Source organism: Serratia sp. JSRIV004 (assembly GCF_019968705.1).
Lineage (GTDB): Bacteria > Pseudomonadota > Gammaproteobacteria > Enterobacterales > Enterobacteriaceae > Chania > Chania fonticola_B.
This window is the reverse complement of sequence record NZ_CP074140.1, coordinates 3,625,624-3,638,041: the sequence shown is the minus strand read 5'-3', so window position 1 is coordinate 3,638,041 and position 12,418 is coordinate 3,625,624. Positions and strand designations below refer to the sequence as shown.

The window sequence follows — 12,418 nt, the reverse complement described above, 5'->3', positions numbered from 1 at the left end:
CGTGACGGGCAGCTTTTAATAAAATCTAGGAAAATAAATGATGAAACGCAGTGTAGTAGCCCTGGCGGTTGTTCTTGCCACCGCCGCCTCAATGGCCAATGCGGCCGAAATCTACAACAAAGATGGCAATAAACTCGACCTGTACGGCCGTGTTAACGCCAAGCACTTGTTCAGCGATAACAAATCTGCCGATGGCGACGCGACCTATGTGCGTTTTGGTTTTAAAGGCGAAACGCAGATTAACAGCGATTTGACCGGTTATGGCCAATGGGAATACAACGTCCAGGCTAACCACGCCGAGTCAGCGGGTACCGAAGGCACCAAAACTCGTCTGGGCTTCGCTGGTCTGAAATTCGCCGAGTACGGTTCCTTTGACTATGGCCGTAACTACGGTGTGGTTTACGATGTCGAATCCTATACCGATATGCTGCCGGAGTTTGGCGGCGATACCTATACCTTCACCGATAACTTCATGAATGGCCGTTCTACCGGTCTGGCTACCTACCGTAACCGCAGCTTCTTCGGTCTGGTCGATGGTCTGAATATCGCCTTGCAGTACCAAGGTAAGAACGAGAATGACCGCAGCAACATCCACAAGCAGAACGGTGACGGCTATGGTATGTCTGTGGACTATCAGGACATCGGCGGTAGCGGCATTGGCGCTGCGGTAGCTTTCTCTGATTCTAACCGTACGAAAGATCAGAAGGCCGTTCAATACGGTAAAGGCGACAGCGCGACGGCCTGGACCACCGCGCTGAAGTATGACGCCAACCAGGTGTATCTGGCGGCCATGTATGCTGAAACCCGCAACATGACCCCGATCACGGTTAACAGCGTTGCTGGCTTTGCCAACAAGACGCAAAACTTTGAAGTGGTCGCGCAATACCAGTTCGAAAATGGCCTGCGTCCATCACTGGCTTACCTGCAATCCAAGGGTAAAGACATTGAGAACATCGGCGATGTCGATCTGGTGAAATATATCGATATCGGCGCGACTTACTACTTCAACAAAAACATGTACACCTACGTTGATTACAAAATCAACCAGTTGAATGACGATAACAAGCTGAAACTGAACACTGACAACATCGTGGCAGCCAGCTTGACCTACCGTTTCTAAGTCGTATTCAAACCTCATTCCTGTGTCGGAACGTGGTTCAAAAGGCAGGGCGCAAGCTCTGCCTTTTTCAGTTTGGCGTGTGGGATCAGAAAGGAGCGTACTCGCTGGCAGGCAGCCAGAAGCCGTCGATAAAGTCCTCGATCGGAAAACACCCAGCATGACGTAACCGTTGTTCTTTCATCGCTACCAGGCATTGATGCTCATCACGCAGCACGTCGACAACGATGTCGGCACAGCCACCATCCAGATAGCAAACGAACATCACCAATGCGTACATAACCTATTGCGTCCCCCCATTAAGGTTCCAATCCCTATTGTAGGTAAAATTTGGCTGAATTTAGCTAATTAATACAAAAAAATAATAATTGACCAGACAAAAACGGTATTTTCAGAATTATGGCAGCGTTTAATCATCCCTTAGAGGATTGAAGTTCCGCTCGGTACTGCTAAGCTTAACAAGTTTTAAAATTTCCTAACTATCCAATCATTAACGGGAGCGAATATGGGATTGTTTAACTTCGTCAAAGAAGCTGGCGCAAAACTGTGGGATACGGTGAGTGGTAACGCTGAAGATCAAAGCGCCAAGCTGAAAGCGCACCTTGATAACAGCGGCCTGCCAGATACGGACAAGGTGGATGTTCAGGTCGTTGATGGCAAGGCTGTGGTCACCGGGGACGGTATCAGCCAGGAACTGAAAGAAAAAATTCTGGTAGCCGTGGGTAACGTGGCAGGTATCAGCGGCGTGGAAGATAATGTGGCAGTGGCGCAACCAGAAGCGGAAAGCCGCTTTTACACCGTCAAGAAGGGCGATACCCTGAGTGCCGTTGCCAAAGAGATGTATGGCAATGCCAACCTGTACAACAAGATCTTTGAAGCCAACAAACCAATGCTAAGCCATCCAGATAAAATCTATCCGGGCCAGGTATTGCGCATCCCGCAATGATGCTGAAAGCCAGGGTAATTGACGCTCGAGCTTAGAACGGCGTAATCCGGCGCCCCATCTGGGGCGCTGTGCAGCAATCCCTCACCAATGCGTATGTTCATACATATGTTAACCCCTATAAGTTCCCCACCCGTAATTCGATAAACCCAAAGAATGTTTCCAGTCCACAAGCAGGTGACTAACCTCCAGAATCTTGACCCTGTTGCAGAAAATTGGTAGCGTCTGCATGCAAGAAAAATCTTAGCTATCTCTGGCGTAAATTGGGTTGTTGCTTGAGCCTAGGGTTATCCCTTTTTTGCATCAAGGCGTTATGCTAGGTGATAAGAGAGTAGAGGGTGTGAACGCCCCATTAGACAAAAAAACACCAGGAAAACCATGGACAATGCGCAACGGGTCAGCACAACGTTGACGGCGGTTGCTGCATATTGATCATTCTTACGTTGACGATCACACAGTGGGTGGGAGTTACTTACTGTTTTTAGGAGATAAAATGGAACATAATCCGCATGATGAAACCAAGCTTATTGCGGTCATTGCCTTATTGATCTCAGTGTTGCTTGTCGTGTCGATCTTGTTTGGCATCACGTATTTATCCGATCTGCGGCATAACGATCAAGAGGTCGATGCCAAAAGTTGTTACATCAAAGGCGGCTGAAGTCGGAGTTGCGTTTATCGCAATCCTTGATTCGACAATGAAATATTTTTGCCATATGCCTTGGTTTATTTGGGACTTAACGTACTAGCTGCGATTAAACCACTAATAAAGGTTATGGCGAATCATTCGTCGGTTGTGGGCCGTTAAATAGACAACGGATAGTTGGATGGCATTTTTTCTGCCACGGCAAAGCCGCTACAGCTCAGGTGTAGCAGGGAGACGACACACTTTTTGATGGCCTTTCCTTATGAGAGTCAGGCAGCATGGTCTGCGGACTTTATTGGTTAACTTATCTAAATAAATTCACTTTAATTATATTTAAGTCGCAATAAATTATTAAAGTGAATGTATTTCTTAAATGTGTTTGTGATGTTAATCAAATATTGTTATTTACCCCGAATGAGCACGCTGTCGTAACTAGTCAGGCCCTGCTAAGCTAAGACTAATCTGTACGGAAATCTCTGTCAGTTCTATTGCCGATGTAAGCGAGGTGTTTATGAGTCAATTACTCTCCCGTGCAAGATTATCCCATGTTGTGATCGCCACGGCGGTGTTTTGGGTTTGCATTGCTGTACTCGTGGCGGTAGCACTAAAGTAACGCTGGATGACTAATCAACAATCCTGACATAGCTGACATACTCAGCCAACGGCTCCTTTCTGGGGCCGTTTCTTTTGTAATAACTTAAGCAACCCGCTGCCGTCTCACGCCATCTTCTGGTGAATAATATGCAGCGGAGGCTCGATGTGCAGATCGACACTCAAATCCTGGCGGAAGTCATAGGGCGTAATGTTGAAACGCTTTCTGAACATGTAGGTGAAGTGAGATTGGGAACCGAAACCAAAATCCAAGGCGATATCAAAAATGGAAGCCTCGCTGCTACGCAACTGGTACACCGCTCCGGCAAGGCGGCGCTCGCGGATGTATTTGCCCAGCGAGATCCCCGTCGCTTCTTTGAACAGCTTCTGCATATGCCACAGTGAATAGCCGGAATACTCGGCCAACTCTTCAAGGTGGATCACTCGTCCCAGGTGGGTTTCGACCCATTTACTGAGTGCGCAGACTAGTGCGAGATGATGTTCTTGTATCAATAACTTTACCCAATTGATTTTGTCGTTTAACCGCAGCGCAGAGCTTACGGCAGGCTCACTTAGCGTACCTTACAGGCTCCGGGTTGTCACCTTCGTGCCGGTTAAAGCGGGATCGTTTTGACCTTTGCCATCAGGCGGTCAGCCAGACGAACAATCTCTTCCGGGTCGTCTGGAATAAACCCCATGGTGATCGCCATCCCCAACAGGACGTTATCCTGGCTGAAAATCGGGCAGGCAATCGCGCGTGCCCCTGGGATGCCTTCGGTAACATTGTAACGTACCGCATAGCCCTGCAGACGGATCTTTTCGAGCTCTTTAGCCTCAAGCAGGGGGGTAATAGAGCCATCAAACGCCTGATAGGCATAACCCGCCGCACTGGCATTCATAGGGATGAGGGTGTTTTCGAGGTAGTCGATATCGATATTTTTATGGCTGCGATTATAGCGCGTCAGCAAGATGCTACTTCCTTGTCGCACCGCCCAGCCGGTGGAGTAATTCAACTCATCACGCAGCTCACACAGCGCATTATTGATGATTGTCGCCAACGTCTGCTGTTTGCCTGCCGCCGCCGCGAGCGCCAACAGCTTGCTGCCAAGCGAGTAGCGGCTGGTCTCCTGCTCTTGATACAGCATCTGGCTACGGCACAGTGAAACCAGATATTTATGCAGCCGGCTTTTCGAAAGCCCGCTGTGTTTGGCGATATCCGAAGCGCGGGCGTTTCCCCCCAGTGCGGTGACACTCTCTAATACCGACACGGCAATATCGACCGAATTTACGCCTTGAACTTCCGACATTCTGCTTACCTTGACTTGCTAATACTTCGATCCGCTCACTTTACCAGTTTAAGGCGGTGAATGCCCCAGTTAACCCGATCCTGGCTTCCGCAGCAGCAGCATTTTCAGCGCGCAAGGACTAACTATTTTGAGGTGGATTGATCTGCTTCAATATACTATGGGTTAACTCGGTTTATTTATAGTGAACACCAGGGCGTGTGATTACCGAGATAAAAACTATGAACGAACTTTCTTCACTCCGGCTCAAACGGCGTACTTTGCTAAAAGGACTTGGCGTTATTGGCCTGGCGTCAATCTCGCCTTGCGCTTTCTCCTTAACATCCGAACAAAAAGAACCCCTACGGCACATCCACCTTAAACTGACGGACTATCAAACTTTCCGCTCAACCTGTGCGATGGAGTGCCTGCACTGCAACCTGACCGCTTACGTCTATCAGAAAAAACTGATGAAGATTGAAGCGACGGAAGGTTTTAATGTGAAATGTTGCCTGCGGGGCATCAGCCGAACCAAATGGGTTTATCATCAGCAGCGAGTCACGACGCCTCTGCTGCGGGTAGGCAAAAAAGGTGAGGGTAAATTCGAGCCTATTACCTGGCAACAGGCACTGGATTTAATCGAAAAAAACATCCGTACCACCATCAAGGAACAGGGCAACGAAGGGCTGCTGTTGTCCACTCATGCTGGCAACATGGACTCGATAAAGAACGATATGGGCAAGGCGTTCTTCGACTATCTGGGCGGTTCGGTGAAACAGGCGGGTTCGCTCTGCTGCTCGGCAGTGACGGCGGCGATGATGCCAATGGTGGGGCTACGTTATGCCGATACCCGCGACACCATTGCCGACAGCCGTTTGATTATCTGCTGGGGTAACAACCCGGCGGTGACCATGCAGGCGTATTTTAAAAATTATCTACGTGCGCAAGAACAGGGCGCTCGCATCGTGGTTATCGACCCACGTTTTAACGAGACCGCCGCCAAAGCGGACGAATGGATCCCGATTGTTCCAGGTACGGATACGGCTTTAGCGCTCGGGATGATGAAGATCATTATCGAAGAGCAGCATATTGACGCAGATTTCCTGCGTCAGCATACCGGCGCGGTGTATCTGGTGGATGCCAAAGATCAATTGGTGCGTGCCGATGCCAACGACACTGAAAGCTATCTGGTTTATGACTGCACCAGCCAGAGCCTGGTAAGGCATGACAAGGCGGGGATCACTCCGGCGTTGTTCCAGCACCAACTGCCAGCCGACAGCGGCTATCGCACCGTATTCGAAACCGTTTATCAGCAGGCTGCACCATGGACGCTTGACCGGGTTGCGGCTGAAACCGACATTCCCGCCCACACCATTTTGCGTTTGGCCCGCGACTATGCCACCACCGCTCCGGCGATGATTGTGCAAAATATGTCAGGCGCTCAGCGCACCGAATTTGGTACCTACGTGGCCGCCAGCCAATTCTACCTGGCCCTGCTAACTGGCAATATCGGCAAGCGAGGGGCGGGGGTCTGTGACGCAGGCGGAGCACGCCAAATGGCAAAATTCAGCCCGATCATTCCACCAGCGCCTGCGATGAAGAAAATCACCCCGATACCGGTTGCCAAGGTGGGTGAGTGGGTGGTCAATGACCGGCCTTACCCGATTAAATTCTGGTGGATTATGACCATGGGGGTCATGACCCAACTACCCAACACCAACGTGGTCAGGAAGGCGTTGGAAAAGGTTCCCTTCGTGGTGGTGGCCGATAACCTGATGAGTTCTACCGCGCTGTATGCTGATCTGGTGCTGCCGGTGACGACCATTTTTGAAGATGTCAGCCTGATGGCGGGTGTGCGTAGCCACTATGTGCAACTGATGGAGCAAGCGGTCGAGCCACCGGGTGAAGCCAAGCCGGATTATTGGATCTTTGCGCGTCTGGCTGAACGGTTTGGCTTTGGCGACGTGTTTAACCAGCCGATTGAGCATTACATCAATGCCTGCCTGCAAGGTTCCGGTATCACCCTGGAACAGTTGAAAAAAGGACCGGTGCTGCCGGTGAGCGGCGACTGGATCCCGTTTGAACATGGGGTGTTCCGCACGCCGACCCGTAAAGCCCACTTCTTTATTGAAGAGTGGCAGAAGAAAGAATTTTCGCCGGTCGTTACTTATCTGCGGGTGAATGAATCGCCACAAGGCTCGCCGGAATTGGCCGCTAAATACCCGTTGATGGCGGTACAACGCAAGCTGGCCCGCAGCATTCACTCAAGCCACGGCATGAACGAATGGATCCTTGAGGTGCATGTGGGGAGGTGTTCAATTCTGGATAGTTGAAGTAGGGAGGAAATTCGCCGCGACACCTTGGCTGGTGCGGCTATAGAGCAATCCTGACGATTCTGGACGGGGTTGTGGATAATGACCAGAAATGCCAATAATTGCAGTTAATTATGGACTATTGTGAACGTGTAAAGCATCACTTTAAACGTCGTTTAAATGGGTTTTATCAGTAGCTCAAAATTCCAACTAGTTCCCCCCTGATGTAAAGCATAGATGGTTAACTGAGGAACTTTAACTTGCTTGCTTATGTGCAGGGTTGCTTAGCTCTTTTCCTTCACTATCGCTAGATGCCCCCTCTCTAATCTGTGTAATCAGTCTTAAAGCACGCTCTTTCTCCTCACTTGATAGCTGTAATAACTGTAGGTTAACGTCGTTAAGAAGAAGTAAAATAAACTCAACACCTTTCCTAACCAGCACCTGATTTAAGGCTTCAGCCTCATCCTCTGTAAGGGAACCAAGCATTCTTTGCAGCAGAACCTTCTGACTATCCTGACTGAGTACATTTGATGGCTCAGGTTCGACTATATCAGTGGTCTGAGTTAATACTGCTTGGGAGTGCGTGGGTAATGAGGTGATTAGATACTCATAAGTTACACCACGCTTGCCTGTATCTCGTTTACGTTTCTCCCAATTTTCCTTGTTAGCCTTCCTTGATAAGGCGCTTCGCTCTGATGGCAGCCCTGGCAAGGAAAGAGCGATCAATTCGTCAATAGATAACCATCGTTTCATGCAATTCATTCCGCTGGTTAGGATTGCGTTTTTGCAATTCTTTAATGCACGCAATCCAAAAAAAACATTTCATTATCTATCATATAGATAGATAGAAAACCCTCGCTAGAGCCGCAAATATAAGGATTGCAATACTTGCAATCCTTATGCAATCCATACATACTCACATTCGTAGCTGTTGGACTACTCTTTAAGGTAGCTCACGAGTTAATTCTTTAGGATTGCATTAAATGACGATGAAGAAAAGAACCAACTGGCATCGAGAAGACATTCTCTGTGCTTTGCGCAAGAAAAAAATTTCTCTCGCAGAAATTGGACGTAAGCATGGCAGGTCTAGCAGCACAGTAAAAAACGCGTTGGACAAGCCTTATCCGAACGGGGAGCTATGGATTGCTAGCGAACTGAATCTCAAACCTGAAGATATATGGCCAGAACGTTATGAATAATATTCAAGTTAGCTGGGTAACCGCTAAGCAGTTGATTGCTTTGAAGCAAACTCCTAGCAGTCCAAGCTCTATAGCCCGTAAAGCTATAAAAGAGGGGTGGGTTCGTAGAAATAAATCTACTGGCCGCTTAGGAAAAGGCATTGAATACGAATATTCAATTGATTCACTGCCTGTTGATTGGCAAAACGAGATCCGCAGACGCCATTATCAACAGGTTTTCGAAGTGGCTAGCAATTCCCCCGTGGCTGTTACTGTCCCGGCAGAACGTAAGGCAGGTATTAAACCTCGTGAAGAACTCGACATACTGAACCAGTGCCCGGCCCTGCTGGAGCGTGAGGTCAGCCAGTTGACCGACAAGCAAAAAGCCGTGGCAGATGCACGTTCGGCGCTGGCACTGGAGGTGTTAAAACTTTATGACCAAGCTGGTCTGAGTCGTCTCGCTGCTGTCAATTACATTGTCGACGGTTCCCGCGCCGGAACACTGCCGGGGCCACTGATGCAAATGGCTGAACTGGCGAACGCTCGCAAAGGTAAACGCCTGGGCGTCAGCCGTAGCAGTTTGCAGGAATGGTATTCCGTGTATCTGCTGACGGTTAACGACACCGAAAAACGCCTGGCCATGTTGGCACCCGGTCACCATAAAGCGAAGAAGCCGGAGGACGTCAGTTGGTTGCCGCGCTTCCTGGCGTACTGGCGCAGCCCCAACGGGCCAACCATGCGTTTTTGCTACCGTGATTTCGAGGCTGACTGGAAACACGAATTTCACGACCAGCCCGCCATGCTGGCTGTAATGCCGTCATATGACGCCATCTGTCGGGTGATGAAAAAACTCCCGAAACGCGAACGCTTACGCGGTCGTGTCACAGGTTCCGCTGCCCGTGCGCTGGAAGTTTACAGCCGCCGTGACTGGTCCTCTATGCCGGTTAATGGCTGCTGGATTTGCGATGGGAAATCACTGGATATGAAAGTGAAGCACCCTATCAGCAAAGCAGCATTTACCCCGGAGTTGACGCTGGTTATTGATGGTCGTTCACGTTTTGTTGTGGGCTGGAGCCTGTCCTATTCCGAGAACGTGCGCGGCGTTTCTGAGGCGTACCGCTATGGCATACAACGCTATGGTAAACCGTTGTTTGTCTATACGGATAATGGTTCAGGCCAGAAAAACAAGACGCTGGACGCGGAAACAACCGGTATTTTCCCTCGCATGGGGATCGAGCACATGACCGGTATTCCCGGTAACCCGCAGGCTCGTGGCATCATCGAGCGGCTGAACGGCGTCATTCCATACGCTATCGCTCAGCGTGTACCGACATTTAATGGACGCGGCGCAGATCGTGACAACCTCCGCCGTCTGATGGTGGCGGTTGAGTCAGCCGAGAACGCACAGAGCCAGGGTAAGCCACTTAACGTCCGCCAACGGCGGGCAACAGAAGCGGTGCCTGAATGGGAGGATGTGCTGGCAATCATCCAGGAGGAAATCGACCGTTACAACAACAGCCACGAACACAGTGAGCTGCCCAAGTACAACAGCAAGCACTTGACCCCGGCCCGTTACCGCGAAGCGGTTCTGGCCACGGAGGGCGACGAAATCGAGTATCTGACCGAAGTGGAACTGCGCGAGATGTTCATGCCGGAAGAAAAACGCACCGTTGACCGTGGCTGGATCCGCCTCAGCAATAACCGCTATTTCTCCCATGCTCTGGCTGATTTTGATGGCGTTGAAGTCCGTGTCGCTTATGACCCGCGCAACGCTCAAGAAGTCATTATCCGCAGGATGGACGGTTCTTATATTTGTAAGGCTATCTGGAACGGCAATACAAACGCCGCAGTTCCTGAAACTAAAATGGCTCAGGGTATTCAGGAGCGTGCCAAGCGTCAGGTGGCTCTGCTGGACAAGAAAAAACAGCGTGTCATTGAACAGGCTACCCCGGTCATTGAGCATAAACCAATGCCCGACTTTGGGATGCTTCTCCAGGGGGAGATACAGCAGGCAGAACAGCACGATTACCATTTTTTAGAAGTTGACCGGGAACAGCATTTAAAGAAGACCGGCACACACCATGAATAACGAGGTAACTATGATTGCTCAATTATCCGAATTAATGGCCCGTCGTAACTGGTCACAGACACAAGTCGCCCGCGCGTTGGGTAAAAGTCCGGCCACGCTTAATCAGTATTTACAGGGGAAATATAACGGCGACGTTAAAACCCTTGAGCTGGATATCGTTGCATTGATTGCTAGAGAAGCCGAAAAGGAAAAGAGCCAAAAATTAACAGTTTCTTTTATTCGTACCTATACCGCCAGCAAATGCCTTGAGGTTATTCGTATGGCCCACCTGGACGGCGATATCAACGTTATTTATGGCGATGCAGGGATGGGGAAAACCATGGTGATGCGTCAGTATGCCGCCGATAACCGCACAGCCCTTTTGCTTGAAGCGGATCCGGGCTATACCGCCCGCGTTGTGCTTGAGGAACTGTGTGCCCGTCTGGGCCTGAACAAGCGCGGCAACATGCACGAGCTGAGCGAGGCCATCATTGTGGCGCTTAAAGACTCCGGGCGTATTTTGCTGATTGATGAGGCGGAGAACCTGCCACATCGTGCGCTCGAAACCATTCGACGCATCCACGACAAAGCCGGGATCGGCGTTGTACTGGCAGGGATGCCCCGCCTGATTATTAACCTCAAAGGTAAACGCGGCGAGTATAAGCAGCTTTATAGCCGCGTTGGTTTTGCGCTGCCGCTGGGCGACGTTCTACCACGTGAAGACATTGACTCCATAGCAACGAGTGTCCTCGAAGATGCCAAGGACTCAGCGGTCAGTGATGCACTGTTCTCTGCCTGCAAGGGCAACGCCCGCCGCTTGTTTAAGCTGCTGCGCGGCGTCAATCGCTACAGCCTGCTGAGTGGCGAGCATGTTGACGCTGGGGCTGTCCGTAAGTTCTCGGAGATGCTAATCAACTGACTTTTTTGAGGTGATAGTCATGTTTAACGGCTTAAAAAATGAAGAGTTGGTCGAGTTAATGGAACGTGCCAGCAATGTCGTTAAGGCACTCAGCATTCAGGGCGTGACCGTGAAATCGATCACACTGGCTAGCAATAAACCGGTGATCCGGGTTCAGCCCTGCGGTTATTGCGATCAGCAGATCCATAGTGGTCGAGCTGTTTATCATGAATTAGGTTACTCAGCTGAGGGGCGTTACCGTCAAGGGCAGTTTACGTCGGGCGGCTGTAGGGTCGTCTGGTCTGAGTCGATTCACTAAAGACAGGATGCAATGACTATTATTTTAAAGATAACCATCCAGGAAAATAAAACTGGCGTTAATACGAATAGTTATGCTGAAGGTCCATGCACTACAGCAGAGTCAGGACAAGCCAAGTTTATTTATAACACCATCGTTGGCGCATTAAGTAATCAGCCCGGTTATAAAAATTCCGGGGAAGATGTTTGTAAAACCATTCATATCAATAGGAGTAATGACAATGTCCACTAATGCCCCTGAAAACACCATTCCAGACGGTTACTGGAAAGATGCTCGCGGCGTACTGACGCCTGAAAGCCTGGTTAAACCGGTAGATAAAGAACGTGATGCCCTGGTCAAGGCCATTGTGGAACGCGCCAAACCGTTGCAAGAGGCGCTGCGTGATTTTAAACAGGATACATTTGCTGACATTCAGGCACTGGTTGACCTCTCTGCGGAACAGTACGGGGCCACTATTGGCGGTAAAAAAGGCAATGTCACCCTGTACAGCTATGATGGTCGATTCAGAGTGCAGCGGGCCATGCAAGACCGCATCGCCTTTGATGAGCGTATTCAGGCCGCCAAGGAGTTGATTGATGCTTGTGTGGCTGAGTGGACGAAGGACGCCCGTCCGGAGCTGCTAGCCATCATTGATCGGGCATTCTCTACCGATAAGGAGGGCGAGATCAACCCTGGTCGCGTGTTACAACTCCGTCGCCATGATATTACCGACCCTCGCTGGTTGCGGGCAATGGATGCGCTTGCAGAGGCTGTCCAGGTTATCAGCAGTAAAAGCTATATCCGTCTCTATGAACGTGTCGGAGATTCCGATAAATACGTGCCAATTTCTTTGGATATTTCAGGGGTGTAAACGCCATGAACGCCGCAAAATTTAACCAGGCGCACTCAGTCGGGGCCGCATTCATCCACCAGGTACATCCTGATCCGTGTGGTGGCACCGTGGTCAGAACGGTAGACGTGGCTCGTGATTTCAAATGTGGTTGCGTAGTGGAAATAAACCGGGAGCCTTATTTCGTCAAAGTGGAAACACTGACTCCCGCACACTGATTTAATGGTTTATTAAATC

General features: G+C 50.0%; 15 protein-coding genes. 11 read left to right on the top strand and 4 right to left on the bottom strand.

The window, feature by feature from the left end:
- Positions 1-37 precede the first annotated feature (37 nt).
- Positions 38-1,120, top strand: a complete 1,083-nt coding sequence (gene ompC / locus KGP21_RS17535; RefSeq protein WP_021805655.1) for a porin OmpC — start codon at positions 38-40, stop codon at positions 1,118-1,120.
- An 85-nt stretch (positions 1,121-1,205) separates the two neighbouring features.
- Here the strand turns inward: ompC and KGP21_RS17530 are convergent, their stop codons facing one another.
- The gene (locus KGP21_RS17530) at positions 1,206-1,397 is read right to left on the bottom strand and encodes a YebW family protein (protein WP_021181014.1); all 192 of its coding nucleotides are present in this window, start codon (positions 1,395-1,397) and stop codon (positions 1,206-1,208) included.
- Positions 1,398-1,622: 225 nt separating this feature from the next.
- Between KGP21_RS17530 and lysM the strand changes: the two genes are divergently transcribed.
- The gene (lysM, locus tag KGP21_RS17525) at positions 1,623-2,063 is read left to right on the top strand and encodes a peptidoglycan-binding protein LysM (RefSeq protein WP_024486819.1); all 441 of its coding nucleotides are present in this window, start codon (positions 1,623-1,625) and stop codon (positions 2,061-2,063) included.
- A 490-nt stretch (positions 2,064-2,553) separates the two neighbouring features.
- Positions 2,554-2,718, top strand: a complete 165-nt coding sequence (locus KGP21_RS17520; protein ID WP_021805654.1) for a hypothetical protein — start codon at positions 2,554-2,556, stop codon at positions 2,716-2,718.
- Between the two features lie 702 nt (positions 2,719-3,420).
- On the opposite strand, the gene KGP21_RS17515 is transcribed toward KGP21_RS17520, so the two are convergent.
- Both KGP21_RS17515 and KGP21_RS17510 read right to left on the bottom strand, forming a co-directional pair.
- The gene (locus KGP21_RS17515; RefSeq protein ID WP_024486415.1) at positions 3,421-3,807 is read right to left on the bottom strand and encodes a helix-turn-helix domain-containing protein; all 387 of its coding nucleotides are present in this window, start codon (positions 3,805-3,807) and stop codon (positions 3,421-3,423) included.
- Positions 3,808-3,908: 101 nt separating this feature from the next.
- Positions 3,909-4,601 carry an IclR family transcriptional regulator gene (locus tag KGP21_RS17510; protein ID WP_021805653.1) on the bottom strand — a complete coding sequence of 231 codons (693 nt, stop codon included), beginning with the start codon at positions 4,599-4,601 and terminating at the stop codon, positions 3,909-3,911.
- Positions 4,602-4,819: 218 nt separating this feature from the next.
- On the opposite strand from KGP21_RS17510, the gene KGP21_RS17505 reads away from it, so the two are divergent.
- A complete protein-coding gene (locus tag KGP21_RS17505) occupies positions 4,820-6,910 on the top strand; it encodes a molybdopterin-dependent oxidoreductase (RefSeq protein ID WP_223535902.1) in 2,091 nt (696 codons plus the stop codon).
- A gap of 234 nt (positions 6,911-7,144) precedes the next feature.
- Here KGP21_RS17505 and KGP21_RS17500 read toward each other — a convergent pair whose 3' ends face one another.
- Entirely contained in the window at positions 7,145-7,642 is a 498-nt protein-coding gene (locus KGP21_RS17500) for a DNA-binding protein (protein ID WP_223535900.1), read from the bottom strand.
- A 230-nt stretch (positions 7,643-7,872) separates the two neighbouring features.
- Here KGP21_RS17500 and KGP21_RS17495 point away from each other — a divergent pair, with 230 nt between their 5' ends.
- From KGP21_RS17495 to KGP21_RS17465, 7 genes are read left to right on the top strand one after another with little or no spacing between them, the layout of a single operon-like run.
- The gene (locus KGP21_RS17495; RefSeq protein WP_223535898.1) at positions 7,873-8,088 is read left to right on the top strand and encodes a helix-turn-helix domain-containing protein; all 216 of its coding nucleotides are present in this window, start codon (positions 7,873-7,875) and stop codon (positions 8,086-8,088) included.
- The gene (locus tag KGP21_RS17490; protein WP_223535897.1) at positions 8,081-10,156 is read left to right on the top strand and encodes a Mu transposase C-terminal domain-containing protein; all 2,076 of its coding nucleotides are present in this window, start codon (positions 8,081-8,083) and stop codon (positions 10,154-10,156) included. The genes KGP21_RS17495 and KGP21_RS17490 overlap by 8 nt, the downstream gene beginning before the upstream one ends.
- Positions 10,157-10,166: 10 nt before the next feature.
- On the top strand, positions 10,167-11,054 hold the full coding sequence (locus tag KGP21_RS17485; protein ID WP_223499020.1) for an AAA family ATPase: 888 nt from the start codon (positions 10,167-10,169) through the stop codon (positions 11,052-11,054).
- A 19-nt stretch (positions 11,055-11,073) separates the two neighbouring features.
- The gene (locus KGP21_RS17480) at positions 11,074-11,352 is read left to right on the top strand and encodes a hypothetical protein (RefSeq protein WP_223535896.1); all 279 of its coding nucleotides are present in this window, start codon (positions 11,074-11,076) and stop codon (positions 11,350-11,352) included.
- A 12-nt stretch (positions 11,353-11,364) separates the two neighbouring features.
- The gene (locus tag KGP21_RS17475) at positions 11,365-11,583 is read left to right on the top strand and encodes a hypothetical protein (RefSeq protein WP_223535895.1); all 219 of its coding nucleotides are present in this window, start codon (positions 11,365-11,367) and stop codon (positions 11,581-11,583) included.
- Positions 11,573-12,202 (top strand): DUF3164 family protein, encoded by a 630-nt coding sequence (locus KGP21_RS17470; protein WP_223499017.1) that lies wholly within the window; start codon positions 11,573-11,575, stop codon positions 12,200-12,202. Before KGP21_RS17475 ends, KGP21_RS17470 begins: the two co-directional genes overlap by 11 nt.
- Before the next feature lie 5 nt (positions 12,203-12,207).
- Positions 12,208-12,399, top strand: coding sequence for a hypothetical protein (locus KGP21_RS17465; RefSeq protein ID WP_223535893.1), 192 nt, complete (start codon positions 12,208-12,210; stop codon positions 12,397-12,399).
- Positions 12,400-12,418: the final 19 nt, after the last annotated feature.

Excerpts from the sequence above, each read along its gene's own strand:
- ompC (WP_021805655.1), top strand. The coding sequence starts at position 38 with ATGATGAAACGCAGTGTAGTAGCCCTGGCGGTTGTTCTTGCCACCGCC.
- KGP21_RS17530 (WP_021181014.1), bottom strand. The coding sequence starts at position 1,397 with ATGTACGCATTGGTGATGTTCGTTTGCTATCTGGATGGTGGCTGTGCC.
- lysM (WP_024486819.1), top strand. The coding sequence starts at position 1,623 with ATGGGATTGTTTAACTTCGTCAAAGAAGCTGGCGCAAAACTGTGGGAT.
- KGP21_RS17520 (WP_021805654.1), top strand. The coding sequence starts at position 2,554 with ATGGAACATAATCCGCATGATGAAACCAAGCTTATTGCGGTCATTGCC.
- KGP21_RS17510 (WP_021805653.1), bottom strand. The coding sequence starts at position 4,601 with ATGTCGGAAGTTCAAGGCGTAAATTCGGTCGATATTGCCGTGTCGGTA.
- KGP21_RS17505 (WP_223535902.1), top strand. The coding sequence starts at position 4,820 with ATGAACGAACTTTCTTCACTCCGGCTCAAACGGCGTACTTTGCTAAAA.
- KGP21_RS17500 (WP_223535900.1), bottom strand. The coding sequence starts at position 7,642 with ATGAAACGATGGTTATCTATTGACGAATTGATCGCTCTTTCCTTGCCA.
- KGP21_RS17495 (WP_223535898.1), top strand. The coding sequence starts at position 7,873 with ATGACGATGAAGAAAAGAACCAACTGGCATCGAGAAGACATTCTCTGT.
- KGP21_RS17490 (WP_223535897.1), top strand. The coding sequence starts at position 8,081 with ATGAATAATATTCAAGTTAGCTGGGTAACCGCTAAGCAGTTGATTGCT.
- KGP21_RS17485 (WP_223499020.1), top strand. The coding sequence starts at position 10,167 with ATGATTGCTCAATTATCCGAATTAATGGCCCGTCGTAACTGGTCACAG.
- KGP21_RS17480 (WP_223535896.1), top strand. The coding sequence starts at position 11,074 with ATGTTTAACGGCTTAAAAAATGAAGAGTTGGTCGAGTTAATGGAACGT.
- KGP21_RS17475 (WP_223535895.1), top strand. The coding sequence starts at position 11,365 with ATGACTATTATTTTAAAGATAACCATCCAGGAAAATAAAACTGGCGTT.
- KGP21_RS17470 (WP_223499017.1), top strand. The coding sequence starts at position 11,573 with ATGTCCACTAATGCCCCTGAAAACACCATTCCAGACGGTTACTGGAAA.
- KGP21_RS17465 (WP_223535893.1), top strand. The coding sequence starts at position 12,208 with ATGAACGCCGCAAAATTTAACCAGGCGCACTCAGTCGGGGCCGCATTC.